Source organism: Actinobacillus suis ATCC 33415, from assembly GCF_000739435.1.
In the GTDB taxonomy this organism is placed as follows: Bacteria; Pseudomonadota; Gammaproteobacteria; order Enterobacterales; family Pasteurellaceae; genus Actinobacillus; species Actinobacillus suis.
The window spans coordinates 640,260-663,695 of record NZ_CP009159.1; the positions used below are offsets into that span (position 1 = coordinate 640,260).

General features: G+C 39.1%; 31 protein-coding genes, 1 tRNA gene and 1 pseudogene. 22 read left to right on the forward strand and 11 right to left on the reverse strand.

From position 1 onward, the window contains the following. Nucleotides 1-139 precede the first annotated feature (139 nt). The 21 genes and pseudogenes from ASU1_RS02955 to ASU1_RS03050 form a co-directional block, all read left to right on the forward strand. Nucleotides 140-376 (forward strand): annotated as a pseudogene (locus ASU1_RS02955) (alternative ribosome-rescue factor A); the annotation flags it as partial. Between the two features lie 497 nt (nt 377-873). Then, complete coding sequence (gene gpU / locus ASU1_RS02960; RefSeq protein ID WP_014991381.1) at nt 874-1,272, forward strand: phage tail terminator protein; 399 nt, start codon at nt 874-876, stop codon at nt 1,270-1,272. Between the two features lie 9 nt (nt 1,273-1,281). Further along, nucleotides 1,282-2,469 (forward strand): phage major capsid protein, encoded by a 1,188-nt coding sequence (locus tag ASU1_RS02965; RefSeq protein ID WP_014991382.1) that lies wholly within the window; start codon nt 1,282-1,284, stop codon nt 2,467-2,469. 74 nt (nt 2,470-2,543) lie between these two features. Next, nucleotides 2,544-3,116: an HK97 family phage prohead protease gene (locus tag ASU1_RS02970; RefSeq protein WP_005607685.1), complete on the forward strand. Its 573-nt coding sequence runs from the start codon at nt 2,544-2,546 to the stop codon at nt 3,114-3,116. A gap of 1 nt (nt 3,117) precedes the next feature. Further along, on the forward strand, nt 3,118-4,350 hold the full coding sequence (locus ASU1_RS02975; protein ID WP_014991383.1) for a phage portal protein: 1,233 nt from the start codon (nt 3,118-3,120) through the stop codon (nt 4,348-4,350). Then, the gene (locus ASU1_RS02980; RefSeq protein WP_014991384.1) at nt 4,334-4,681 is read left to right on the forward strand and encodes a phage head closure protein; all 348 of its coding nucleotides are present in this window, start codon (nt 4,334-4,336) and stop codon (nt 4,679-4,681) included. Before ASU1_RS02975 ends, ASU1_RS02980 begins: the two co-directional genes overlap by 17 nt. Continuing rightward, nucleotides 4,671-4,979 (forward strand): head-tail connector protein, encoded by a 309-nt coding sequence (locus ASU1_RS02985; RefSeq protein WP_014991385.1) that lies wholly within the window; start codon nt 4,671-4,673, stop codon nt 4,977-4,979. Before ASU1_RS02980 ends, ASU1_RS02985 begins: the two co-directional genes overlap by 11 nt. 8 nt (nt 4,980-4,987) lie before the next feature. Further along, nucleotides 4,988-5,344, forward strand: coding sequence for an HNH endonuclease (locus ASU1_RS02990; RefSeq protein ID WP_005620820.1), 357 nt, complete (start codon nt 4,988-4,990; stop codon nt 5,342-5,344). Nucleotides 5,345-5,517: 173 nt separating this feature from the next. Continuing rightward, nucleotides 5,518-5,877: a phage terminase small subunit P27 family gene (locus ASU1_RS02995; protein ID WP_005607679.1), complete on the forward strand. Its 360-nt coding sequence runs from the start codon at nt 5,518-5,520 to the stop codon at nt 5,875-5,877. Further along, nucleotides 5,874-7,544 (forward strand): terminase large subunit, encoded by a 1,671-nt coding sequence (locus ASU1_RS03000; protein ID WP_014991387.1) that lies wholly within the window; start codon nt 5,874-5,876, stop codon nt 7,542-7,544. The genes ASU1_RS02995 and ASU1_RS03000 overlap by 4 nt, the downstream gene beginning before the upstream one ends. Next, nucleotides 7,544-7,795, forward strand: a complete 252-nt coding sequence (locus tag ASU1_RS03005; protein WP_014991388.1) for a hypothetical protein — start codon at nt 7,544-7,546, stop codon at nt 7,793-7,795. The genes ASU1_RS03000 and ASU1_RS03005 overlap by 1 nt, the downstream gene beginning before the upstream one ends. Then, nucleotides 7,792-8,259: an HK97-gp10 family putative phage morphogenesis protein gene (locus ASU1_RS03010; protein ID WP_005617264.1), complete on the forward strand. Its 468-nt coding sequence runs from the start codon at nt 7,792-7,794 to the stop codon at nt 8,257-8,259. The genes ASU1_RS03005 and ASU1_RS03010 overlap by 4 nt, the downstream gene beginning before the upstream one ends. Before the next feature lie 71 nt (nt 8,260-8,330). Then, nucleotides 8,331-8,531 carry a hypothetical protein gene (locus tag ASU1_RS03015; protein WP_039194988.1) on the forward strand — a complete coding sequence of 67 codons (201 nt, stop codon included), beginning with the start codon at nt 8,331-8,333 and terminating at the stop codon, nt 8,529-8,531. Nucleotides 8,532-8,626: 95 nt separating this feature from the next. Next, the gene (locus ASU1_RS03020; RefSeq protein WP_014991389.1) at nt 8,627-9,595 is read left to right on the forward strand and encodes a hypothetical protein; all 969 of its coding nucleotides are present in this window, start codon (nt 8,627-8,629) and stop codon (nt 9,593-9,595) included. A 134-nt stretch (nt 9,596-9,729) separates the two neighbouring features. Beyond that, on the forward strand, nt 9,730-9,933 hold the full coding sequence (locus tag ASU1_RS03025) for a helix-turn-helix transcriptional regulator (RefSeq protein ID WP_014991390.1): 204 nt from the start codon (nt 9,730-9,732) through the stop codon (nt 9,931-9,933). A gap of 11 nt (nt 9,934-9,944) precedes the next feature. Next, nucleotides 9,945-10,307, forward strand: coding sequence for a hypothetical protein (locus ASU1_RS03030; protein WP_014991391.1), 363 nt, complete (start codon nt 9,945-9,947; stop codon nt 10,305-10,307). Between the two features lie 4 nt (nt 10,308-10,311). Then, complete coding sequence (locus tag ASU1_RS11885; protein ID WP_012478430.1) at nt 10,312-10,617, forward strand: hypothetical protein; 306 nt, start codon at nt 10,312-10,314, stop codon at nt 10,615-10,617. 88 nt (nt 10,618-10,705) lie between these two features. Then, nucleotides 10,706-11,257, forward strand: coding sequence for an ash family protein (locus ASU1_RS11655; RefSeq protein ID WP_014991392.1), 552 nt, complete (start codon nt 10,706-10,708; stop codon nt 11,255-11,257). Further along, entirely contained in the window at nt 11,250-11,474 is a 225-nt protein-coding gene (locus ASU1_RS03040) for a hypothetical protein (protein ID WP_014991393.1), read from the forward strand. Before ASU1_RS11655 ends, ASU1_RS03040 begins: the two co-directional genes overlap by 8 nt. 9 nt (nt 11,475-11,483) lie before the next feature. After that, nucleotides 11,484-11,909: a hypothetical protein gene (locus tag ASU1_RS03045; protein ID WP_014991394.1), complete on the forward strand. Its 426-nt coding sequence runs from the start codon at nt 11,484-11,486 to the stop codon at nt 11,907-11,909. After that, a complete protein-coding gene (locus tag ASU1_RS03050; protein ID WP_039194991.1) occupies nt 11,896-13,698 on the forward strand; it encodes a DNA primase family protein in 1,803 nt (600 codons plus the stop codon). Before ASU1_RS03045 ends, ASU1_RS03050 begins: the two co-directional genes overlap by 14 nt. A 170-nt stretch (nt 13,699-13,868) precedes the next feature. Here the strand turns inward: ASU1_RS03050 and ASU1_RS03055 are convergent, their stop codons facing one another. The 11 genes from ASU1_RS03055 to ASU1_RS03105 form a co-directional block, all read right to left on the reverse strand. Continuing rightward, nucleotides 13,869-15,089 (reverse strand): tyrosine-type recombinase/integrase, encoded by a 1,221-nt coding sequence (locus tag ASU1_RS03055; RefSeq protein ID WP_014991396.1) that lies wholly within the window; start codon nt 15,087-15,089, stop codon nt 13,869-13,871. A 201-nt stretch (nt 15,090-15,290) separates the two neighbouring features. After that, nucleotides 15,291-15,367: transfer RNA gene (locus ASU1_RS03060), tRNA-Val, on the reverse strand. A gap of 63 nt (nt 15,368-15,430) precedes the next feature. Next, nucleotides 15,431-16,243, reverse strand: a complete 813-nt coding sequence (apaH, locus tag ASU1_RS03065) for a bis(5'-nucleosyl)-tetraphosphatase (symmetrical) ApaH (protein ID WP_014991397.1) — start codon at nt 16,241-16,243, stop codon at nt 15,431-15,433. Between the two features lie 28 nt (nt 16,244-16,271). After that, entirely contained in the window at nt 16,272-16,958 is a 687-nt protein-coding gene (locus ASU1_RS03070) for an LrgB family protein (RefSeq protein WP_014991398.1), read from the reverse strand. Beyond that, nucleotides 16,955-17,326 carry a CidA/LrgA family protein gene (locus tag ASU1_RS03075; protein ID WP_014991399.1) on the reverse strand — a complete coding sequence of 124 codons (372 nt, stop codon included), beginning with the start codon at nt 17,324-17,326 and terminating at the stop codon, nt 16,955-16,957. Before ASU1_RS03075 ends, ASU1_RS03070 begins: the two co-directional genes overlap by 4 nt. Nucleotides 17,327-17,400: 74 nt before the next feature. Continuing rightward, nucleotides 17,401-19,377: an exoribonuclease II gene (locus tag ASU1_RS03080; protein ID WP_014991400.1), complete on the reverse strand. Its 1,977-nt coding sequence runs from the start codon at nt 19,375-19,377 to the stop codon at nt 17,401-17,403. Between the two features lie 134 nt (nt 19,378-19,511). After that, a complete protein-coding gene (locus ASU1_RS03085) occupies nt 19,512-19,790 on the reverse strand; it encodes a BrnA antitoxin family protein (protein WP_009874879.1) in 279 nt (92 codons plus the stop codon). Next, on the reverse strand, nt 19,765-20,043 hold the full coding sequence (locus ASU1_RS03090) for a BrnT family toxin (protein ID WP_014991401.1): 279 nt from the start codon (nt 20,041-20,043) through the stop codon (nt 19,765-19,767). The genes ASU1_RS03085 and ASU1_RS03090 overlap by 26 nt, the downstream gene beginning before the upstream one ends. A gap of 189 nt (nt 20,044-20,232) precedes the next feature. Next, a complete protein-coding gene (locus ASU1_RS03095) occupies nt 20,233-21,021 on the reverse strand; it encodes an enoyl-ACP reductase FabI (protein ID WP_014991402.1) in 789 nt (262 codons plus the stop codon). Nucleotides 21,022-21,226: 205 nt separating this feature from the next. Beyond that, on the reverse strand, nt 21,227-21,955 hold the full coding sequence (gene cmoA / locus ASU1_RS03100) for a carboxy-S-adenosyl-L-methionine synthase CmoA (RefSeq protein WP_014991403.1): 729 nt from the start codon (nt 21,953-21,955) through the stop codon (nt 21,227-21,229). A gap of 6 nt (nt 21,956-21,961) precedes the next feature. Continuing rightward, entirely contained in the window at nt 21,962-22,747 is a 786-nt protein-coding gene (locus tag ASU1_RS03105) for an alpha/beta fold hydrolase (RefSeq protein ID WP_014991404.1), read from the reverse strand. A gap of 123 nt (nt 22,748-22,870) precedes the next feature. On the opposite strand from ASU1_RS03105, the gene seqA reads away from it, so the two are divergent. Further along, nucleotides 22,871-23,431, forward strand: coding sequence for a replication initiation negative regulator SeqA (seqA, locus tag ASU1_RS03110; RefSeq protein ID WP_014991405.1), 561 nt, complete (start codon nt 22,871-22,873; stop codon nt 23,429-23,431). Nucleotides 23,432-23,436: the final 5 nt, after the last annotated feature.

Below are 23,436 nucleotides of genomic sequence, written 5' to 3' on the forward strand. Positions count from 1 at the left end.
ATTTAACCGCCTGTATGACGGATATCTAAAGGATTATACCGAAGTTTTTATGATTCTTATATACACGAATCGTAAAATTTGGCATCATATTGCGTGTAATTTATGCATTAATTACGCAATCAAACAAAAAGGAAACAAAATGAAAAAATCATTAAAAACAATAATCTATAACCATCATCGGGGAGAAATTCACGAAAGTGCAATAAAAGCGTTAGTTACCGACCCATTATTTAAAAGTCGTGTTGAGCGAAACCGAAAAGGAAAGGGGAGTTATCAACGAAACGCAAAACATCGCAAAGCCGGTTATGAGAGAGGTGAAAGCCCATTTAAAAATGTTCTGATGAGCAATTTTAAATGGGCTTTTTTATTAGCCTTTAAAAAATGCATAAAAAAATCCCTCGTCTTTCGACAAGGGATTGGAATTTTATGGTGCACTAGCTGTTCCCGAATTTGCTTGCAACTAGTTGATTTTATTGAGTAAATTCAATGATATTTTTGTGCGTGTTACAAAACGTGTTACATAAATTCTTTTCCTAGGTATTCTTTATCCTATATAACTGCTATATAGTTTATTTATAAAATGGTATTCACCTCTTCACTTTGTAATAAAAACTATTATATATCAATATCTTATATAGTGAATACTTATTTTTTAAGTCTTCACTAAGTATTCACCTCTTCACCATTCTAAAAAAATAAATATTTCCCTCTCATTTTTTTGCTATTTGATTAAATAATAAGCAATCAGATTTTTATTACATATCATAACTAAACGTAGCTAAACGATTAAATTTTAGACTATTGAATATCTCTTTTAAGTCTTTAGTATGTGTTTTATTTTTGAAGATTTTGTTTGTTATAAGAGGAATAGAGATGATTATTCATAATCAAATCCGCCAAGAGATTTTAGATGTCTTGGCTAATGGCGGACTTAAAAAAATTAAGTTTTTCCATAATGGGAAAACAGTATTTAAAGACTTAGGGCAGGAATTGCCCGCTATTTCAGTCTTTATTGATGAAACAGAAAGTAATGCTTTTACTGTATGTGAAGATGAATGGATTGGTGATTTACAAATTGCTATTTATCTTCCGCTTCACTCAAACGAAAGTGAGCTAGATGAAATTGCCGAACAAATTTCATTCATTATGAAAGATTGTGATTTAGAAACGGTTAGCGATTGTCGATTAAGCCGTTATAGCTATGACTATGATGCGAATGAATCCGCATGGATTACGGCAACGTTACATTATTCAATTAATTATTTTAGTTAAGGTAAGTGTATGTTTAAAAAATTATTAGAAGCCCGTAATAAAAAAGCGGCGATGGTGGCAGAAATGCGTTCACTTATGGAAAAGGCAGAACAAGAGAACCGTTCTTTAAATGAAGAAGAAGCCGGTCAATTTGATGCTTTAAAAGCAAAGGTTGAAGAAGTCAAAAAAGAGATTGACCGCTTAGAAAGTGTGACCGAAGAAGAGCGTAATAATCCAAATTATCAGCAAGCGGAAAAAGCTACAAATCCGCCAAGCAATGATGAATTGCGTCATTGGATTAAAACAGGTGAAACTCGAGCCTTAGCTACAAATACAAATGCCGGTGCGGATGGCGGTTATTCTGTGATTCCTCAATTAGATAAAGAGGTCATGAAACGTTTAACCGATGATGGCGTAATGCGTCAGATTGCTAACGTCGTGAAATTACCGGTAGGTGTGAAAGAATGGAAAAAATTAGTATCAGCCGGCGGTGCAGTGGCTCAACACGGTACAGAAGGCGAAGCACGCACGGAAACCGCAACGCCTAAATTAAATGAAGTCACTATCGCCCTCAACCCGATTTACGCTTATCCAAAAACGACACAAGAAATTTTAGATTTCAGCGGCGTGGATATTTTAGGCTGGCTAACGGATGAAATTAGCGAAACATTTACAGATACGGAAGAAATCGATCTAACGAATGGCGATGGTTCGAAAAAATCAAAAGGCTTTTTGGCTTACCCACGTACTACCGCAAATGATAAGGCTAGACCTTTTGGCACGCTTCAAAAAATGGAAGTACAACCGGCAAAACTTACGGCGGATACATTGATTGACCTTTTATTCTCACTACGTAGCAAATATCGTAAAAATGCTGTATGGGTAATGAACTCACAAACAGCCGGTACATTACAAAAACTGAAAAATGGTAATGGTGATTATATTTGGCGTGATGGTCTTCAAGTCGGTAGCCCTTCTACGCTTTTAGGCTTACCGGTTTACTATATGGAAACGATGCCAAACGCAGAAGGCACAAATCCATTCTTAGCGGTTGGTGACTTTAAACGAGGTTATACGATTGTAGATCATGAAACGGGCGTACGCACTAAACCGGATAATATTACCGAGCCGGGATTCTATAAAATCCACACGGACAAATATTTAGGCGGCGGTGTGGTTGATTCAAATGCGATTAAAGTGTTAGAAGCGAAAGCCTAAAGCAACACCTTGAAAGCGGTCTAATTTGTAAGATTTTTTACAAACACGACCGCTTTTTATCTTTTGGGGGATAAATGGAAAATACAAAATTTGAAATCAGAACCGCCAGTTTAGCCGCTGAACAAGAAAGCCGTACTTTATCCGGCTATGTGGTGCAATGGAATAAACCTAGCGAAGTGCTATGGGGAGAGTTTATCGAAACATTCGCCCCTAATGCTTTTACTAAATCGCTAAATGGTGGCGGAGATGTTCGAGCATTATTCGAACATGATTACACTAAATTATTAGGTAGAACCAGTAGCAATACGCTTACCTTGGCGGAAGATAATCAAGGCTTACGTTTTCGCATAGATTTGCCAAATACACAATTAGGCAATGATATTTTAGAAAGCGTACGCCGTGGCGATATTAGTGGAATGTCCTTTGGCTTTTTACCGGAGGTGGAAGAATGGGACGAAACGAAAGAACCGGCATTAAGAACTATTAAGCAAGCACAGTTATTTGAAATTACTGTAACCAGTATTCCGGCATATCCGGATAGTAGCCTAGAAATTGCGAAGCGTTCACGTATTGCCGCCAAAAGAGAACAGAAAAACATCAATCAAGATGAGATGCGTAAAAACTGGCTAACGTTGGCGGAGGCTTAAAATGTTTAAATGGTTTAAACGAAATAAACAGGAATCAGCGAATGAAGTTAGATCTACGCCCCTTACTTTGGATGAGTATTTTAGCTATATGGGTGCAAGCAATACAAATTCAGGCGAGTTTGTAACGCCTATTACTGCAGAAGCATTGCCGGCGGTATTAAATGCAGTAACGGTAATATCTCAAGCGGTTGCCAGTATGCCATGTTATTTATTTGAATTAACAAGCGATGGGCGAAGCCGAGTACATAAGCACTCGGTTGAATATCTGCTCAATGAAATGCCAAATCGTAACCAAACGCCATACCAATTCAAAGAAACGATGATGCGACACTTGCTTTTGAATGGTAATGCGTATGCGGTAATAGGTTGGAATTATAAGGGCGAAGCGGAATCACTAACGCCATATCCGCCGCATAGTGTAAATATTCAACGCACCAATAAAGGCACGTGGATCTACCAAATAACAGATATTGACGGCAACGTGAAAAACTATCTTCAAGATGAAATCCTACATTTACGAAATTCTAGCTATGACGGCTTTATAGGACGTAGCCCGATTACTATTGCCCGTGAAGCGGTGGGTTTGGGGATGTCACAACAAAGACACGGCTCAAGCATAATGAATAATGGCTTATTAGCAAGCGGCATTATCTCAACGGCTGAATGGTTTGATGAAGCCAAAGGGCAAAAGGCGATAAAAGCCTTAGAGCGTTACAAAGGGGCAAAGAACGCAGGTAAAACGCCGATTTTAGAAGGCGGTATGGAATACAAACAGTTAGGAATGAGTAATCAAGATGCGGAATGGTTAGCAAGCCGAAAATTCACTATTGAAGATATTGCCCGTATTTTCAATATTAGCCCAATCTTCTTACAAGATTATTCGCATAGTAGCTACTCAAATTTCACGGAAGCGAGCCGATCATTCTTAGGGCAGACACTTAAACCGCATTTAGTCAATTTTGAGCAACAGCTAAAAGACGCCTTGATGATTGATTTAGCAAGTAATAGCCGTAAGCGTTACGTGATTGAATTTGATACTAGCGAACTGTTGCGAACCAATCAAAATGACCGTTTCACAGGTTACGAGATTGCTATCAAAAGTGGCATTCTATCCCCGAACGAATGTAGAAAGCGTGAAGGCTTACCGCCTTATGTTGGCGGCGATGAATTTAGCCAAGCATGGAAACAAACCGTAGAAGTTAAAAAAGGTAAAACAAATGGCGAGAATGGTTAGAGCCGGAAAATTCGATAAGGTTATAGAAATACAAAAGCCAATCAGTAAGAAAAGTGATTATGGTTCCCCTATTCGAGAATGGCAAACAGTAAAACAAATACGGGCAAGTATTGAACCACTACAAGGGCGAGAATATTTTAGCGGCCCTTTCCAAATGGGGGAGAACATCACCCGAGTAAGAATACGCTATCAGCCTGATTTACCTATCAATAGAAAAATGCGTGTGAAGTATGGAGAACAAATACTAGATATTTATTCAGTAATTGATAGTAAGGAACGGCATGAAGAAATTCAATTAATGTGTAAAGAAGGGGAAGCGTATGAGCGTTAGTATAAGCCTAGATGAAATCAAAGCCCATTTGCGTATTGAGCATGATCTTGATGATTCATTACTGGAGATGTTGGCGGAATCAGCGTTAGAAGTAGCTCAGAACTATATTGGTAAAACGTGGGGCGAAAGCAATACGGAAAAAGAAGTGAAGTTTACTAGTGGCATAAAAGTAGGTTGCCTAATGTTTATCGGGCATTTGTATGCGAATCGTGAAACGGTGGCGGATGTCCAGCTTTATGAAGTGCCTTTTGCTATTAGTGCTTTATGGAATCCATATCGAGAACCTAGCATTTATTAGGGGGATAAATGCCGATGCAACCATTAAGGCGTTGTACTTTCCCCGGTTGTCGTAATCGAGTGAAATCCGGACGATGTGATGAGCATAAGCCAAAGGATACCCGACAGAGTGCAGCTAAACGAGGTTACGATCATAGATGGGCGAAATACCGTAAAGGATACTTAGCACAAAATCCCCTTTGTGTTATGTGTTTAGCAAAAGGAATCTACACACCGGCAACCGTGATAGACCATATTAAGCCCGTAGAGAATGGACAAGCAGATCCGTTATTTTGGGTAAAGTCAAACCATCAAGCCTTATGCCGAGATTGCCATAGCTACAAAACAAGAGAGATAGACAAACGTGGATATGGTGCGAAGAAGTAAAGGAATGGGGAAAATCACCATACCTAGCCCTATCCAAATTTGGATGAGCTTAAATAATAAACAATTTGAACAGGTGGGGGGAGTTTTTAAAAGAAAAGTCACACCGCCAAGAACCGCCCGCCCCCTCAAATTTTTACGCACGGCAATTTTTCAGAAAATATAGACAGGACAACATGACAAAGCGAAAAACACCTAAAGCCCCAAGTTATTTAGATGCAATCGCAACCGATCAATGGAAGCGAAAAATAAAACAGTTAGCGGAACGTGGGGATATAACCGAAGAAGATTACACTAACTTAGAACTGTATTGCGTGAACTATTCGCTTTACCGGCAAGCGGTTCAAAATATTGCCGAGCGAGGCTTTAGCATTACTAATACGCAAGGCACGGAAGCCCGTAATCCGGCACTTACCGCTAAAAGTGAAGCAGAAAAAATCATTATTAAAATGTCGTCCTTACTGGGCTTTGACCCAGTCAGCAGACGTAAAAACCCCGTAGATACAGAAGAAAAAGACGTATTAGACGAACTATGACGATATGGAATGACTACGCAAAAGCGGTAAAAAATGGCGAAATTGTTGCTTGTAAACGCATAAAACAAGCCGTAAATCGCTATTTTGCGGACTTAGATAACCCTAATTATTACTTTGATAGTGAAATTGTAGAACGTTTTTTAAAGTTTTCTAAGGTATGTCCGCACGTAAAAGGACACTTAAGAGGAAAAGCGATCGAGCTTTCAGATTGGCAGGTATTTCTATTCGCTAATATTTTAGGCTTTAAATATCGTGCTACCGGTTTGAGGAAATATCGTTCCGCTTATATTCAAGTTGCCCGGAAAAATGCTAAATCAACGGTGGCCGCCGTGCTTGCTAATTGGTTTCTTGTAATGGAAAAAGGTCAGCAAGATATTTACACCGCAGCTGTAAGCCGTGATCAAGCCCGAATCGTCTTTGATGATGCCCGACAAATGGCGGTATTAAGTAAACCGCTTAAAAAGCGAGTACAGATTCAACAACACAAAATGATTTATCCGCAAAATAACAGCCTAATGCGACCGCTTGCGGCGAAGTCGTCCACGATTGAAGGCACAAACCCAAGCCTTGCGATTGTGGACGAATACCACTTACACCCCGACAACAGCGTTTATAGTGCGTTGGAATTAGGGCAAGGGGCAAGACCCGAAGGGCTTTTATTTGCGATAACAACCGCCAGAAGTAATACGATTTCCGCCTGTAAACAGCATTATGATTACTGTTGCCAAATATTAGACGGTAATGAACAAAACGAAAGTATTTTCATCATGATCTTTGAACTGGACGATGAAAACGAAGTGGACGACCCTAGCCAATGGATAAAAGCAAATCCCAATATCGGTAAATCTATTCCTTTCCAAGACTTTGAAAACACCATAGCGAAAGCACGTGGGATTCCGTCCGAATGGGTAGAAATGCTCACTAAACGCTTTAATGTATGGTGTAACGGTTCTACACCGTGGTTAGGCGAAGGAAACTGGAAAGCGTGCGAAAGAAGCTATCAAGAAACGGATTTACACGGTAAAGAATGTTATATGGGCTTAGACCTTTCCAGTACAAATGACCTTACTAGTATTTGTTACGTGTTCCCAATGCCAACCGGCAAAGTACGAACTATTACACGCCATTACATACCGGAATATCAATTACAGAATGTGGCCAATAAAAACCGGGCCATTTACCGACAATGGGAGCGTATGGGGTGGTTACGAGTAACCGGCGGCGATTGTATCGACTATGACCGGATTAGAGATGATATTTTAAAAGATAGTGGCATTTTCAATATAAAAATGATTGGTTTTGACGTATGGAACGCTACACACTTACGCACCCAATTACAGGGAGCAGGATTAGAAGTAGAGCCGTTTCCTCAAACCTATCAACGATTTAGCCCGGTGGCAAAATCTGCTGAGGTACTCATCAATCGCCAAATGATAGAACACAACGGCGATCCTATTCTATCGTGGGCATTATCTAACGTGGTAATGGAAATGGATGCGAATGCCAATATCAAACCGAACAAAAAGAAATCGGCGAATAAAATTGACCCGGCAATTGCTTTTTTAATGGCGGTGGGTACGTATCAATTAGAGTACGGAGATTTAGCTTTTGAAATGTCAGATGAACAACGAAAATTATTAGATTCATTCACAGGAGTAGATATTTAATGAAATGCGAAGCGGCAAAGAACAATCCCCTAATTATGGATCAAGCGATTCAATTCTATTTAGCAAACCCCAAAGGAATATTTACTTTTATGAGCCTTTGGAATGATAACGAGCCATATTCAAAGCAAGAGTTAAAAATCTGCTTGAATAGTAGGATAAACAAACTAAAAGCATTATTTTCTGTTCTTCCTACCATAGGTACAGAATTATCCTTAAAACGTCTATTAAGTCAAAAGGAACAATTACAATGAGTGTGAAAATAACCGGCTTAAAAGAAATTCAAGCCAATATGAAGAAAATAGAAAAACAGTTGCAAAAAGAAACAGGGAAAGCGATTCGTAAAAGCCTGAATGCAGGAGCAAAAGAACTAAAAAGCGCAGTTAAGCCTTATATTCCTGTTCTTGGTTCAAGCACTAATTTTCGACAAAAAGGCACAGTAAAAAATAACTTGCGGCACAATACTAAGATAGCCAAAGACGGGATGAGCGGGAAGACGATAGTTAGAATTAGACGAGCTGGAAAAAAACGGATGGCCAGAATAGGAGAAAATACCCGTGATCGTACAGACCCATTCTACTGGTACTTGCTAGATCAAGGTACAAGCAAAATGAAAGGGCAGCATTTTTTACAAAAAGGTGAAAGTGCAGGAAGAGCCCGAGCATTAAATACAGTCAGAAATAAATTTTATGAAGAAATGAAAAACGTAATAAAGTAGCCTTGAAATATCGGCGATGAGTTGCTATAAATTAGTCAATGATTCGCCATTAGCCATTATTAGGGGCTTTTATGAAAGACTATAATCCACTATTTCCAAGCAGAAAAAAGGAAGAAGTAACTTTATCCGATGTGGTCGGTAGCTTTTTTGATGTGATTCGGGCAGCAGTTCCAACGGAAAATAATCTGGTGAACGCAAAAATCACCTACACAACCCCAAAAGGAGATGATTTCAATATCAATCTAGAAATTAAGGCAAAATCACAGAAATAAACCAAATTAACGCACCTAGGCTGATCCCCGAAAGCAAGAAACCTTATCTTGTTGGTGCGTTCCTACCATAAGGGCTAAATGCGAAAGGGGCATTAATGACTAATCAAAAATTTCTACCTAAAAAAGCATATTCAATTAATGACGCAGTAAAATATATATCTTTAAACCATAATATAAACATAACTGAATTAGACTTAATTGAATATATTCAAAATGGGGATTTAATCGCCTCCGTTCACCTTGATGGAAGTATAAGAAAGATTGATTACATAAATAGAAAAGAATTTCATAGAAATGAGACTTTGAGCATTCGAAATGAAGAAATATTTATACAATTTAGTAAATCAGAGTGCAATGCAAAAATTAAAATAAATGAAGATTTTGAAGTGATTAGGGTAACATTAAATAACGTTTATTTTGACTTAGACATTATTCTGAATAAAGAATTTTATCTTGAAAGTTACTTTTCAGATAATGATTTAATAAAACTTTATTCTGGCGAGATAGGTAGATTCCAAAACATACTGTTTAATGGTTATTTCCCTTTATCAAAAGAATTATTTGATAGGGATAATGTTAGAACCATAATAGAACGAGGCTATCTACAAGAATTTGAGGATATATTCATAAATAAAGGGGAAGGCTTTTATTTCCATTTACCGATTTATGAAAACAGAACTAAGATATATCTCGAAGACATCTATATTTTACATCAGGATATTATAGAATTTTTAGAATTATTTTCTGTTATTAAACCAGATAATCAGCAAGAAGAAATATATAAAATCAAAGAGCAGCTAAGAAATAGAAATGATGAACTTTCAAGACTTTATCAAGAAATTGAGGTGATAAAAAACAAACCTAGCGATAAAGAAATTAAAGGTAAATCCGAAACAAGCTATCTAAACATTATTCAAGCCTTAAAAGATGAGTTATTAGCAGATGAAAAATTTAAAAATCAATCAGAATTGATTACATTTTTAGCTGATAAATATCAAGGCTACACAGGCTTAACCGAAAGCAATTTAAGAGATAAATTCGCCAAAGCTAACCAAATTAAATAGACCACTCTTTTACAAAAAATCTATATAGATCTAAATAGAATCTATATAGATTTTCTCATTTCCTAAATTCCTTTCTAATACACCTCGTAACGTTACAAACCTAACCGTTTGATGATTTATGAGGAGTATTTTAAATGACCCAATCACATTCCCAATCAAAGAAATTAATCCCAGGTACAGAAGTTACTTCTATAGTTGGCTTTGGTCGTACCAAACTTAATTTACTAGTTAAAGCAGGTAAATTCCCACAGCCAATCCGCTTTTCTCAAAACTTTATCCGATGGGATTTAGAAGAGGTCGAGGCGTGGATTGAAGAACAAAAAGCAACACGAGTATAAGGGGGTAATAGATGATGACACGTTCACCAAGAGAAGTAGCCGTGATTAAGGCACTAGTAACCAATCCGCATTTAGGCATAAGTGAAAAAGAAAGTTATTTTGATGTTCATTTCTTAAACGCACGTAATGAGGTAAACCGAGTAGAAAAACAGCTAGGATTAGAATTTAATCGTGTATCAGAAACGAGTAAATGGGGGAATCCATACACACGTTACACCGTAAAAGATGCGGAGCAAATTAAAAAGTTAGTGGAATATCACAATCACAAAGTGAGAACCGGTAAAGCACGAGGAAGCACCCGTAAGATTTATGAAAACGTTGAGGAAATTAGCGATCAGCAATTATCCAATATTTTGAAATTATGGGGCAAATAATCAAATGAGCGGTAAAAAGAAAAAGCCCCGAGTGGCTAACCATTCAGAGCTTTCAATTCCGCATAATGCGAACATATCCGAGCAGAATTATAGCATTGTACGGTTTATTAGTAAATTATTAACAGTGGTAAATATAGGGGGAAGTATGAGTGAGCAAGGTGCAGATAAAGCAGGTTTAGAGATTTCTACAGGTTTGAAATTCTTTTTTAAATCTTGCGGCGTAGGAATTGCCGTAGCGTTTTTTCTATGGCTTTCGCCTGATTTTATAAAAGCATTATCAGAATTTATCTTAATGTTAAAGGGCAATTAATCCTAGGTAACCAATAAAAAAGCCGTCGGCAAGCGACTGCTAACGGCTTTTTTTCTGAACTGAAAAATCCATTAAGAGGAATATCAAAATGAATTTAAATCAAGAATATTATAAACAATGTGAAATTTTTTCACAAGAAAAGGGCTTTACAAGCGGTCAGATTTTTAATAAATTTCACAACGTAGTCGCAAAATCGACTGCCGAGCGTGGAAACTCGAATAATTTACATACGGCGAACATTACTAGCACGCCAAAGAATCGTGCTATTTTTGTTTGTGGACTAAACACACCTAAAGAAAATAGCCAATCCCAAAATGGATTCGCTGAATTTCTCTCAATGGTAGCGTTTAGTGGGCAACGTTTAATCGTTGGCTGTACTCCGTATGTTGCAGTTTTCCACCCCGCTAAACGCTATCGCCAAACCGTGGAAAGTAAAGCGATAGTCTTCAATGTTTTTCATACGGAGCTATCAGCCATGATCTACCTATTCAAAGCCGTAAGCCGTTTAGACTTACGCAACACGTCAAAACCGATTTCATCATTCCCTTGCTATACCGTGCGTATTAAAGCCAATAGCTTAGAGCAAGCCAAAGAGATTGTTTGCCCTTTCTTTGCCGTTAAGGAGGTGGTTTATGCGTAATCAAGCAGTCAAACAGCCAGTTCAAGCCACTACCCTAACTGCTGAAGATATTCAAACAATTAAAAAATCTCGTAGCCAGTTATGGCAAGTGCTTTCTATCATTCGGATTATGAGCCAATCTAATTATGAAGAGCCTATAGATTATGGTGTAGCACTTGAAGGCGTGGCGGAGTTAATGGACAAAGCCTTATCCGAATTAGAAGAAATGAGTGTTTAGGGGGTAAAGATGAATAAAAAATTAGATTATTCACCCTTAAACGCCGTGGAACTCAAGGCGATTTCTATTGCCTATGAAAATCTTCTTAAACAGGCAGATGATTCCGTGGTTCCCTATTTTAGTACAGCACTAAGGGTATTAGGCGAGCAGTTTATAAATTATCCGGATGAACAGATTCCTTCATTGAAAGCGTTCTATAATGAATTATCGACGATTTCCCGTCATTTGTTAGAACTTGCGCCGACGCCGCCGAGTTTAGACCCTATGGAATTAGCTAAATTAGTCACCAATGATGAATTAGTCGATAGTATGTTAAAGCTAGGTCTAATCAATTCGTTGGCAAAAGACTTATACGCTATTCAAAGTGTAATTGATATGCGGCTGGCTATGTTTGATCATGGCGTAAATAGGGGGGCTCTGTATGAAACTCACTAACGCACCCTTTTTAAAAGAACCGTGGAATAAACAATATTTTTCTGATCTGATTGTATTAGCCGGTTCCAAAGCGTGGGAAACGTGGAATAAAGGCGAGGGCGTAGCGTGGCGAATGATGGTGGACGGCTTGAAAATAGATACGTTCACCACTAGCACTGGCAAAATTATCAATCCCTATGATCAATCGCCTGTAATTCTTGGCGGTGATACGCTTGAAAACATTGTAAAAACACGTATCTCAGATAAAGAGCAAACCGCCATTAAATTTATTCAATGTGGCGAACTCACTAGTAATCAGAAGACGGCAATTTGTTTAAATATTGCGAAGATGACTAATGCCAAAGTGGTCACTTTATTCTCAAGTGAACTAGATTTAATCGAGAATTGGAGCGGTCATATTCAACGCTTACGTAATGAAGATGATGCCCGACTATTATCAGAAATGGCGGTAGAACCGCCTAAAATTAAGGAAAATGATCGTACTAATGAAAAATCACGAGCTTTCCAAAAATGGTTAGGCTTAGATATGGCTTTACGTCGTGGTAGCCGTGAAATTTATGCTTATGACGGGAAAACGTGGAAACAGCAAGAAAATGATGATTTAGAAGAAAGAGCGGTTCAATTTTTTGATGAGTGTGAACTAGGGTACAGCGATAGCACAATAGATCGGCTTATTAATACATTAAAGGCCCAATTACCGAGAATGGGCGAAATGCCTTGCGATTTAATCGCCTTTGATAATGGAGTATTAAATCGCAATACCTTGGAATTTAAACCGCATAACCGGTTAAATTGGCTAACCGCTTGTATTCCGCATAATTATGATGAACAGGCAACAAATACGCCATACTTTGATAAGTGGCTGAATTTTGTATCAGATGGCAATCAAGATAAAGCGAGAAATATTTTAGCTGCTTTATATGCGATTTTAACCAATCGCTATAACTGGCAAATATTTTTCGAAGTTACCGGGAAAGGCGGTAGCGGTAAATCTGTTTTTGCGAATATTGCAACACTACTAGCCGGCGAAAGAAATACTATATCCGCCAAGTTAGAAGATTTTGATAATGCGAAGGATTTAGAAGGCTTTGAGGATAAAACGCTTATTCTTTGCCCTGAACAATCAAAATACGGTGGAAATGGTGGCGGATTAAAAACAATTAGCGGCGGTGATTTATTGCGAGTCAATCCGAAACATAAGAAGCCATTTTTTACCAAGATTACCGCTTTAATTATGCTTATCAATAATGAACCTTGTAGGTTTACGGAACGAGCCGGAGGGGTAGATCGTAGGCGAGTAATTTTTGATTTTAAAAAGGTGGTTCCAGAAAGTGAGCGTGATCCTACCTTTACGGAGAAAATAACGCTTGAGGTTGGCGGCATTATTCGAAAAGTGCTGGATACATTTCCTGATTCGTTAGAGGCAAAAAAAGCCTTAAATACACAAATGAATAGCCAAGAAGCCTTAGAGGTGAAAAAGCTATCCGATCCGCTTACAGATTTCTTTAGTTATTTCTACACTACCGAGCAAATAGACGGGCTTTTTGTTGGTGTGGCTAATATGGGAGTAGATAAAATCAGAACGCATATTTACCCGGCATATTTGGCTTATACAAGAGCGATGAATATTAGTGAATTAGGTTTAGGTAACTTTGTGATTGGCATTGAGCAAGCCTTAAAGCAACATGGGAATCAACATGATTTTATGAAGAAACATACTAAAACAGGACGGCGAACGAATATCCATTTTAAGGATTTTGACAGCTTTAAAAATGAGGTATTGGACTGAGAAAAGCGGGTGATAAGCCCGCTTTTTTTATAAGAGTTCACCAAAAGGTGAAGCCATAGTGAAGGCTTAAATCTAAGTGTTAACCGCTTAAATCATTGATTTATAAAGAAAAATCACGAAAGTGAACAGGTGAACACCAAAACATATAAAAAAGTTTTTCATAGGCATTATTAGAAACTTAAATCCATTCCGCAAGATTCGCAATAATCTCCCCAAAGCTGCATTAATGGCCGTCTTAGTTCGATATATTCCGCACGGTTGTATGCTTGGCTCGTTTCATTTCCTATTCTATGAGCGAGGCAACTTTCTGCCGCCCTAAAATCTACGGCTTGATCTTCTAAATATGTTCTAGCGATAGATCGTAAACCGTGGGAATCTTGGATGCCTCGATAACCAATTTTTCTTAGTGCGTTGGTTATCGTTTCTTTACTCATTGATTTATTCGGTTGGCTATAATGTGGAAATACAAATTTATTTACGCCGGTGATAGGGCGTAGGCTTTCCAAAATTTTAAGCATTTGCGATGATAGCGGTACTGTATGCGGAAATTGCCCCTTACGTGTTTTCTTCATTTTTTCAGCCGGTATAAACCAAAGATTTTTATCAAAATCAATTTCAGCCCATTCTATACTTACGGCTTCTGCCGGTCGAACCATAGAAAGTAATTGCCATTTGAAAAGCACTTTCGTCAGAAAATCCCTATTTGAGTTTTGGAAGTCCGCTATTAATTTTGGTAATTCACTTGGCTTGATTGCCGGGTGGTGCGTTTGTGCTTCTTTATGGTATGCGTCGCTTACGTTTTGGCAAGCGTTAAAAGGCAATACGCCCACGGTAACGCCATAATTTAGAATCTGATTCGCCAAGTTTAGAATACGGTGTAACGTATCATTGATTCCCTTATCATTTAGAGGTTTAACCGCTTTTATAAGTATTGGCGGCGTGATTTTATCTATGGCGTAATGCCCTAATACGGGGAATAAATGATTTTCCAATCTAGCCCAATTCTTTTCCATAGTAAGCGGTTCAACCTCTTTACTTCTTTTCTCTTTCCAAAGCTGGGCCAGTTTTAAAAACGTATTATCGTTTTGTTCTGCCTGTTGCCTTTCTTGTTCTTCTTTATTGGCTTTAGGATCGATTCCTTTTGCTAATAACGCACGGTATTCTTCACGAATAGTACGGGCTTCCGCAATGGAAATCGCCGGATAATCTCCGATAGTGAGGTTAGTTCTTCTTTTGGTAATCGGTTCTTGATAGTTAAATATCCACGTTTTTACCTTAGAGGGCTTAACTCTTAAATACAGCCCGTAACCATCAGATAGGGAATATTCTGCCGGTTTGATTTTGGCTTTTTCTACTTCGGTATTATTGAGAGGTTTAACGATTTTAGGCATAGATTCCACCTTGCTTTTTAGGTTTTTTGTAACACGCTATTTTTCATTTTATCAGTGTGTTACAAAACGTGTTACATAAAAAGGCGTTTTAATACGATTTAATGTGAGGGGGTACGATAAGCAAAAGGTACTAAAAAAGCCCATATAACAAGGCTCTAACGTTATTTTTGAGCGGTTATGATGGGCTTTAATGGGGTAAAGTGGTGCGACTAGCTGGACTCGAACCAGTGACCCCCACCATGTCAAGGTGGTGCTCTAACCAACTGAGCTATAGTCGCATAATTGAGATAAATTCTAATGGAAAATATGAAGGATAGCAAGGCTTCACATTTCGTTTGATTTTATTTTAAACGTTCCTGGGTGAAACATTGTTTATTTTCCCAGCGAATCATCGTGAGGTGGTTACCCCAAGCGCAACCGGTGTCTAAGGCGTAGATATTCGGTTTGTCCGCTTTGCCCATTAAGCTTGCCCAGTGACCGAAAATAATTTCTTGTTGATTAAATAACGGATTATCTAATTCAAACCAAGGTTTTAATTCGCTTGGTGCGTCTTCAACCGGTAATTTACAAGCAAAATCCAACCGCTTATCGGCATAGCAAAAACGCATACGAGTAAAGACATTCACAATATAGCGCCAACGTTCGATGCCTTGCCATTCGGCAGACCAATGATCCGGCGTGTTTTCGTACATTTGGGCGATATAGTCGGCATAATCATCACTTTGTAAAACGGCTTCTGCTTCTCTGGCACAAGCGATGGTTTCTGCTAAATTCCATTCAGGACCGATACCGGCGTGAGCCAGTAGGAAACCGTGAGTCGGGTGCTGAATAAGAAGCGGTTGATTTCTCAGCCAATTTTGTAAATCAGCACGATCTTCCGCTTCGAATATTGCGTCAACCTGATCACTCGGCTTAACTTTTTTTATACCAAGTAATGTAGCGAGCAAGTGCAGGTCGTGATTGCCTAAAATGGTTTTTGCATTATTCTTTGGATCTTTCACAAAGTGCAAACATTCCAACGATTTTGCACCTCGGGCAACTAAATCGCCGGTCAGCCACAATTCATCGTGTGTCGGATTGTAATTAACTTGTTTGAGTAGCAGTTGTAACTCATCAAAACAGCCGTGTAAATCGCCAACAATATAAGTTGCCATCATATCCTCTCAAGTTATAAATGAAAAACTACATTAACCATTTTACTGCTAAATGGAAAATCGGTGGTGCGATAAATGAAGAAAGTAAGCCGCAGATCACTAAAGCTAATGAACTATAACTCGCTGATTTTGTATTGAGTTCCATACAACGAGCCGTACCAAGTGCGTGAGACGCAATACCTAAACTCATACCGATTGCTTGCGGATTAGTAATACGAACAAGTTTTAGTACAGGCACACCTAATACCGCACCCAATAAGCCCGCCACCATTACCCCTACTGCGCTTAAAGCAAATTCGCCGCCGATTTCACCGGTAATCACTAATGCAAGCGGCATGGTTACCGATTTCGGCATTAGTGCGGCAACGATATCTTGTGTACCGCCAAATAATAGTGCTAATAACATACCGCTACACATTGAAACGAGCGTACCAAGTAACAAAATAAAGCTGATTGCCTTCCAGCGTTGGCGAATTTGTGGAAATTGTTCATAAAGCGGAATCGCAAGAGCAACAATTGCCAAACCTAGAAAATGGCTGAGCGGAGAAGTACCTTGCTGATAGTCTTTATACGGGATTTGAAAAATCACTAAGATTGCGACCAGCAATAATAGCGTTAATAAAAAAGGATTCAGTAACGAAATCGCTAATTTTTTACTGAGCTTCACACTGAGGAAAAAGACAATGATAGTCAGTAAGGTATAAAGATAAATCATTGGTCATCCTCCGAATGCTTGAATAAGCGTTGTGCTACCCAACCGACTACAACAATGGTAATTATTGTACTAAGGATATTGGAAATAATTAGCGAGGAAAAATAACGAACTAAAATCTCGCCGTATTCAATCATACCCACACAAATCGGTAGAAAAACGAGCGGCATATAACGGTTTAGGAAACGTCCTGTCGGTAGTACCCATTCCAATTTGATTAAGCCTGTAATAAGCGTAACAAATAAGACAAGTAAACCCCAAATACTATCCGGAATAGCGATAGGAATGAGCGTATTTAACCCTTTGCCGAGATAAAGCATTGCCCATAAAATCGCTAAAGAAAGAGCAAAGCCGATAATGTTCTTTTGCATAAAGCCTCATGTGATAAGCGGTCAAATTTGTAGAAAATTTTGCAAAAAATTCTCGAAATTTGACCGCTTGCTGATTAGATGATATTCCCCACAATTGAACGTGTTTCTAAACGTACTTCGGTGAGTTTGACTTTAACCGCCTGTCCGATTTGGTAAGCTTTTTCGCCTTTAATGTAAAGTGCGATTTCTTCCGGACGGAATTCCATTTCTTCTTTTTTATCGTGAATGGTTGAGAACGGTACGAAAATTTGTGCGCCGTTTGCGATCACTTTCGCTCGTACACCGCCACGAGAAACATCTGCAATTTCACAATCAAATTCGACCGCTTGTTCCACCATTGGGAAAAGGTAACGTGCATAGAGCCAATCAGCGATATCACGTTCCACCAAACGGTTTTGACGGCGAGCTTCTTGTAAACGAACTAAGATGCTTTCTTCTACCGTTTTCGCCTGCTTGCCAAGTAATACTTGCTTGATTAAGCGATGGTTGACCATATCGCCGTACTTACGGATTGGAGATGTCCAAGTCGCATAATGGCTGATCCCTAACCCGAGATGCGGTGCAACTTCCGATTTAAACTCTGCAAAAGTGAGATAACGGCGTAAACGAAGCTCTAAGAATTTCTCCGGAAACTCGTCAATCGAACGACGCATTTCGCAATAGCCTTCAAGTGTTGCTAGTTTTTCCGGCGCATATAATGCCGTAAGCGCATCGCGGTTTTCGTCATTAGCTAACGTATCCAATAAGAATTTTTGTGCTAATTCTAAATTTTTCGGCTCAAAGCCGGCGTGGGTATTAAATACGCCAGTTTTGGCATTGTCGGCTAAGAATTTCGCACAGCAAATATTGGCAATGATCATCGACTCTTCGATCATTTGATTTGCAATGCGGCGGTATTCCACATGGATATCACGTACCGAACCGTCTTCATTTAATTCAAATGAGTAATCGCCGGACTCTTTAAATAACAACGCATTGCTACGGCGCCATTCGATGCGTGCAAGAGTAAATTGGTGTAACCAATCAATTTGTTGTTTGGTTTCCGCACTTTCTGGCTGCCACGCATTTTCAACTTGTTCGAGATAATCCGATACGTTGTCGTAAGCTAATTTCGCTTTGCTTTCCACCCATGCCGAAACAAAACGTGTATCGCCAATAATATTACCGGCTAAATCGGTTTCGATATAACCAACTAACGCCGGACGTTTCTCATTTGGTACGAGAGAACAGAGATCATCTGACAGCTCACGAGGTAACATCGGAATATTGAAGCCCGGTAAATAGTTAGTAAAACAACGTTGACGAGCAGCTTTTTCGATATTTGAATTTTCCGGAATATAGGCGGTCGGATCAGCAATCGCCACCACTAAACGCCAACCGGTTTGTTCTTCACCTTGTTCGATTGGCTCGATATATAGCGCATCGTCCATATCTTGCGTGCTAGGACTGTCGATCGTAGTGAAATAGAGTGATGTGAGATCTTCACGATCTAATTCATCGTGTAACTCATAGCTTTTTTCATTCGCTACCGGTTCACGGGGCTGTTCGTGACGAGCTAATGTTACCCACCACGGGGCGAAATTATCGTCCGCTTTACAGATAAATTGAGTGACTTGAGCAAATAAGAAACGATCATCACGTAACGGATGGGTTTTGAGTTGTGCTAGCACCCAGTCACCGCTTTCCAATGTTTCTGTGACTTTTTTATGCGTATTTGCCGGAATGATATTTTTAATGCTTGGGTGATCGACAATAAGTTGTAATTTATTATCTTTGTTAAAACGCACTTGTGCAATAAAGCGATCAAGCATCGGTTCAAGTAAACTGTCGATTTCTACCTGTTCTTTGTCGCCTTCACGTTTTACTACGGCTTTCACTTTATCGCCGTGCATTACTTTTTTCATTTCCATTGGCGGAATGAAATAACTTTTCTTGTCACATTCTAAAAAACCGAATGCCTTATCCGAGGCTTTAACCATGCCTTCCACATATTCTTTATTTGCCTCAATTTGTTGTTTTAATTGGGCAAGTAACGGATTGTCTTGAAACATAAATTCTCTCTACAAAAATAAAAAAAGGTGCAGCGTAGTTGCACCATGAAATCTAGTAAGGATTATAACGGAAAGCGGTTAGATTTGCTGAATTTTTTGTAAAAAATCCATTAAATCTAACCGCTTGGATAATTTTATAATGCTTTCGAAACATAATCTTCTAGCACTTGATTCATTCGGCTTTGCCAGCCTTTTCCAGTGGACTTAAAAGCATCAATCACGGATTGCGAGTAACGAATGGTCACACTTACTTTCTTGGTTTGTGCAACAGGGCGACCACGTTTCCGCTCACGACTTTCAATGACCAATGCTTGTAATGCAGGGGGCATTTGTTCGAAAGTGAGGGCATTTTTGAAATCTTCATCTGTCCATTCCGGATTTTCGTCATCAATATAATCTTCGGTATATTTCATATTTTTTTACCTCTCTTGGATTGGCTTTACGCAAGCTGATAATACGATAATTTTCGTTCCTCAAACAAAAAACGATCACGAAAAGTCGTTCGTGAATGAATCCTATTACTTTAAAACGAGGTTTCGAGTATTCAAAGCGAATATCTTGTTCAATAAAAGCGGTATCTAATTCAAAATTTTGTGCAACCGAAAACGGTAAACCTCTTTCTTGCTCGTTGCGTAGGCTTTTTTGTTCATCATATTCCAGCTTCATGCTTTGCCTCTACATTATCACGTTAAAATCAGACGCTCAAATGATTTTTTGTAACTACATTAATTTATTGGATAGCATAGCAAAATACGGCAGAGAAGGACTGGCTAAAATTCTGATTCTTCGATCAAGATCGCAGAAATAAAAAACGGACGCTAAATTGCGCCCGTTTTTGTTTTATGGATAGCTGAATTATTCTTCGCCTAGCTCACCCATTGCGGTAATGCTGAAACCTGCATCAACGTGTAATACTTCACCGGTTACACCTGAAGCTAAGTCTGAACATAAGAATGCTGCTGAGTTACCCACATCATCAATTGTTACGGTACGGCGTAATGCTGCAGTTTGTTCAAATGCCGCTAACATTTTCTTGAAGTTTTTGATACCTGATGCCGCAAGTGTACGGATTGGACCTGCAGAGATTGCATTGACACGGATACCGTCTTTACCTAAATCTGCCGCCATTACACGAGTTGCCGCTTCTAATGAAGCTTTTGCTAAACACATTACGTTGTAGTTAGGAATCGCACGTTCCGCACCTAAGTAGCTTAAGGTTAAAAGTGCTGCATTTTCATTTAAGTATGGACGCGCCGCTTGTGCCATTGCGACGAAGCTGTATGCACTGATATCGTGTGCGATACGGTAGCCTTCACGTGTTGCTGCGTTTACATAATCACCGTCTAATTGATCGCCCGGTGCGAATGCGATTGCGTGTACGAAACCGTCAAATTTTTCCCATTTTTTGCTTAATTCGGTAAAGCAGTTTTGGATTGATTCGTCTGTTGCTACATCTAATGGTAATACGATATCTGAACCGAATTCTTTCGCAAACTCTTCAACACGTGGTTGTAATTTATCATTTAAATAAGTGAACGCAAGTTCTGCGCCTTGTGCTTTCATTGCTTTAGCAATGCCGTATGCGATAGAACGGTTACTTGCAAGACCCGTTACTAAAATGCGTTTACCTGTTAAAAAGCTCATGCTGGATTCCTTTTGAACATTATCGAAGCGTGGTTTACGCTTACTTCATATAAAACAAAGGGCGTATGCGATACGCCCCTACGAAATTTTGCGGATTATACCGAAAAAACGACCGCTTGCGCAAATTTCCTGAGATTTCATGCGTAGTAAGCGGTCTGATTCGAGCAGTTTTTTGCAAAATTTTTGATGAATTTGACCGCTTAATTTATTTAATCGCAATCATTGAGCCGAAATTGAAACATTGGAACCAAAGTTCGATTTGGGAAAAACCGGCTTGTTTTAAACGTTCTTTATGGGTTTCAATGCTATCGGTTAACATTACGTTTTCGAGCGCGGTACGTTTTTGGCTAACTTCAAGCTCACTATAACCGTTGGCACGTTTAAAGGTGTGGTGTAGGTCAATGAGTAATTCATTCATTGTGTCATTAGCAAAAGTAAATTTTTCAGATAACACCAAAATACCATTCGGGTTTAAGCCCTGATAAATTTTAGTCAGTAATTCAAGACGATCCGCTCGAGGTAAGAATTGCAGGGTAAAGTTTAGCACCACCATCGAAGCATTTTTGATCTCAATATGGCGAATATCGTCACAAAGGATCTCTGCCGGCACCTCAGAATGATAAGCGTTGATATGCGAGCGGCAGCGTTCCACCATTGGCTGTGAGTTATCTACGCCAATAATCTTCACTTGGCTGGTTTGTAGATTGCGGCGAATGGATAAAATTCCCGCCCCACGTGAACAACCTAAATCATAAACTTGTGATCCTTCGGTCACGAAACGTTGCGCCAACATACCGATTGCCGTAATGATATTCGAATAGCCAGGCACAGAGCGTTGGATCATATCGGGAAACACTTCGGCAACCGATTCATCAAAGGTAAAATCACCGAGTTTCTCAATCGGTGCAGAAAAAATCGTATCTTTACTACTCATGTCTTGTTATTCCTTGTCTAAAAATTTTTGAATGGCACGCGCGACCGTTTCCGGTTTTTCTGCGTGTACCCAATGTTTTGCATTGGCGACAACAAACGATTTTGCCTGTGGAAATTGCTTCAGAATCGTGTCGGTGTCTTTCGCTTGAATATAATCGGATGCGCTGCCTTTGATAAATAAAGTCGGTTTATCAAAAAAGACTTCGTTCCAACCCATCAAATTTTCATAGTTGGTTTTAATTGCCGTTAGATTGAAGCGGAAATAGTCCGGTTTTTGCGGATCGAACGCTTTTAACATAAATTGTTGCTCGCCTTCGTCTTTCACATATTGCGCCAATATGGTTTTTGCTTGTTGGCGTGTTTCGGGTTGAGCAGCTTTAACGGCAAATAAGCCGGCAAAATTATTGTCATGGCGGTGAGTTGAATTAGCAGTTGGTGCAATATCAATTACGACTAATTTATCGACCAAAGCAGGCGCAATATCGGCTAAAGTCATCGCCGTTTTGCCGCCCATCGAATGACCGATCACAATATTGTCCGCTAACGCTAAATGCTCTAACAATGCTTGTAGATCTTGTGCCATCAAGTGGTAATTCATTTCATCGGCATGAAACGATTGACCGTGATTGCGTAGATCCACGCGTAAGATATTAAATTGCTCGCTAAATTGGCGGGCGATAATGCCCAAATTATTCATATCGCCGAATAATCCGTGCAGAAAAATCATCGTCTGCGCATCGGCTTTTTCCGTTGCCGGTTGGAATTGATAATTAAGATAAGTATTTTCTGTCATAAGTTGTTATTTTTTATTCAAATGTTTGGTTAAGATCCTGTAAAAAGATCTTGAATCTGTATTATAATGCCTAGAATTTTTTTCTAATCAAGTAAATCAAAACAAAAATATCAAGAGGTTAAGATGAAAACGATCGAAGTCGATGATGAATTATATCATTACATTGCCAGCAGAACCCAAGCAATTGGCGAAAGTGCGTCAGATATTTTACGTCGTCTGTTGCGTTTACCTTCATCACCACAACCTTTTGTACTGGTTCAACAAAATACGATTGATGAACTGAAAGAATTAGCGAAACCAAAAGCAAAGGCTAAAAAGGAAGAGCTAATTGAAAAAGCAGTACAAAAAGTTGAGAAAGTTTTGAAATCAGATTCGTTTATTAACGAAAACAAAAATGTTACACGCTTTTTAATGTTACTTTCGGCGTTACATCATGCAAATGCACAAGGTTTTGCTCAAGCAACTGAAGTGGTGACGGGGACGGAACGCACTTATTTCGGCACAAGTGAAGCGGCATTATTAAGCCATGGTAGCAGCGTAAAAGCGAAACAGATTCCGGATTCGCCATTTTGGGTGGTGACGAATAATAATACCGCACGTAAAGGCTTGATTCTTACCGGTGTAATGGAATCTATGGAGTTGCCAAAACACTTAATTGAACGTATTCGTATCTTATTTTCTTAATCGTC

What these genes read in the sequence shown, in the direction of transcription:
- gpU (WP_014991381.1), top strand. Translation starts at nt 874, where the DNA reads ATGATTATTCATAATCAAATCCGCCAAGAGATTTTAGATGTCTTGGCT.
- cmoA (WP_014991403.1), bottom strand. Translation starts at nt 21,955, where the DNA reads ATGAGTAGTAAAGATACGATTTTTTCTGCACCGATTGAGAAACTCGGT.
- ASU1_RS03090 (WP_014991401.1), bottom strand. Translation starts at nt 20,043, where the DNA reads ATGAAGCTGGAATATGATGAACAAAAAAGCCTACGCAACGAGCAAGAA.
- ASU1_RS03020 (WP_014991389.1), top strand. Translation starts at nt 8,627, where the DNA reads ATGACTAATCAAAAATTTCTACCTAAAAAAGCATATTCAATTAATGAC.
- ASU1_RS03050 (WP_039194991.1), top strand. Translation starts at nt 11,896, where the DNA reads ATGAAACTCACTAACGCACCCTTTTTAAAAGAACCGTGGAATAAACAA.
- ASU1_RS03095 (WP_014991402.1), bottom strand. Translation starts at nt 21,021, where the DNA reads ATGAGCTTTTTAACAGGTAAACGCATTTTAGTAACGGGTCTTGCAAGT.
- ASU1_RS03055 (WP_014991396.1), bottom strand. Translation starts at nt 15,089, where the DNA reads ATGCCTAAAATCGTTAAACCTCTCAATAATACCGAAGTAGAAAAAGCC.
- ASU1_RS02965 (WP_014991382.1), top strand. Translation starts at nt 1,282, where the DNA reads ATGTTTAAAAAATTATTAGAAGCCCGTAATAAAAAAGCGGCGATGGTG.
- ASU1_RS02975 (WP_014991383.1), top strand. Translation starts at nt 3,118, where the DNA reads ATGTTTAAATGGTTTAAACGAAATAAACAGGAATCAGCGAATGAAGTT.
- ASU1_RS03075 (WP_014991399.1), bottom strand. Translation starts at nt 17,326, where the DNA reads ATGCAAAAGAACATTATCGGCTTTGCTCTTTCTTTAGCGATTTTATGG.
- seqA (WP_014991405.1), top strand. Translation starts at nt 22,871, where the DNA reads ATGAAAACGATCGAAGTCGATGATGAATTATATCATTACATTGCCAGC.
- ASU1_RS03085 (WP_009874879.1), bottom strand. Translation starts at nt 19,790, where the DNA reads ATGAAATATACCGAAGATTATATTGATGACGAAAATCCGGAATGGACA.
- ASU1_RS03070 (WP_014991398.1), bottom strand. Translation starts at nt 16,958, where the DNA reads ATGATTTATCTTTATACCTTACTGACTATCATTGTCTTTTTCCTCAGT.
- ASU1_RS02985 (WP_014991385.1), top strand. Translation starts at nt 4,671, where the DNA reads ATGAGCGTTAGTATAAGCCTAGATGAAATCAAAGCCCATTTGCGTATT.
- ASU1_RS03040 (WP_014991393.1), top strand. Translation starts at nt 11,250, where the DNA reads ATGCGTAATCAAGCAGTCAAACAGCCAGTTCAAGCCACTACCCTAACT.
- ASU1_RS03080 (WP_014991400.1), bottom strand. Translation starts at nt 19,377, where the DNA reads ATGTTTCAAGACAATCCGTTACTTGCCCAATTAAAACAACAAATTGAG.
- apaH (WP_014991397.1), bottom strand. Translation starts at nt 16,243, where the DNA reads ATGGCAACTTATATTGTTGGCGATTTACACGGCTGTTTTGATGAGTTA.
- ASU1_RS03105 (WP_014991404.1), bottom strand. Translation starts at nt 22,747, where the DNA reads ATGACAGAAAATACTTATCTTAATTATCAATTCCAACCGGCAACGGAA.
- ASU1_RS03000 (WP_014991387.1), top strand. Translation starts at nt 5,874, where the DNA reads ATGACGATATGGAATGACTACGCAAAAGCGGTAAAAAATGGCGAAATT.
- ASU1_RS03010 (WP_005617264.1), top strand. Translation starts at nt 7,792, where the DNA reads ATGAGTGTGAAAATAACCGGCTTAAAAGAAATTCAAGCCAATATGAAG.
- ASU1_RS11885 (WP_012478430.1), top strand. Translation starts at nt 10,312, where the DNA reads ATGAGCGGTAAAAAGAAAAAGCCCCGAGTGGCTAACCATTCAGAGCTT.
- ASU1_RS02990 (WP_005620820.1), top strand. Translation starts at nt 4,988, where the DNA reads ATGCCGATGCAACCATTAAGGCGTTGTACTTTCCCCGGTTGTCGTAAT.
- ASU1_RS02995 (WP_005607679.1), top strand. Translation starts at nt 5,518, where the DNA reads ATGACAAAGCGAAAAACACCTAAAGCCCCAAGTTATTTAGATGCAATC.
- ASU1_RS02980 (WP_014991384.1), top strand. Translation starts at nt 4,334, where the DNA reads ATGGCGAGAATGGTTAGAGCCGGAAAATTCGATAAGGTTATAGAAATA.
- ASU1_RS03005 (WP_014991388.1), top strand. Translation starts at nt 7,544, where the DNA reads ATGAAATGCGAAGCGGCAAAGAACAATCCCCTAATTATGGATCAAGCG.
- ASU1_RS03045 (WP_014991394.1), top strand. Translation starts at nt 11,484, where the DNA reads ATGAATAAAAAATTAGATTATTCACCCTTAAACGCCGTGGAACTCAAG.
- ASU1_RS03030 (WP_014991391.1), top strand. Translation starts at nt 9,945, where the DNA reads ATGATGACACGTTCACCAAGAGAAGTAGCCGTGATTAAGGCACTAGTA.
- ASU1_RS03015 (WP_039194988.1), top strand. Translation starts at nt 8,331, where the DNA reads ATGAAAGACTATAATCCACTATTTCCAAGCAGAAAAAAGGAAGAAGTA.
- ASU1_RS02970 (WP_005607685.1), top strand. Translation starts at nt 2,544, where the DNA reads ATGGAAAATACAAAATTTGAAATCAGAACCGCCAGTTTAGCCGCTGAA.
- ASU1_RS03025 (WP_014991390.1), top strand. Translation starts at nt 9,730, where the DNA reads ATGACCCAATCACATTCCCAATCAAAGAAATTAATCCCAGGTACAGAA.
- ASU1_RS11655 (WP_014991392.1), top strand. Translation starts at nt 10,706, where the DNA reads ATGAATTTAAATCAAGAATATTATAAACAATGTGAAATTTTTTCACAA.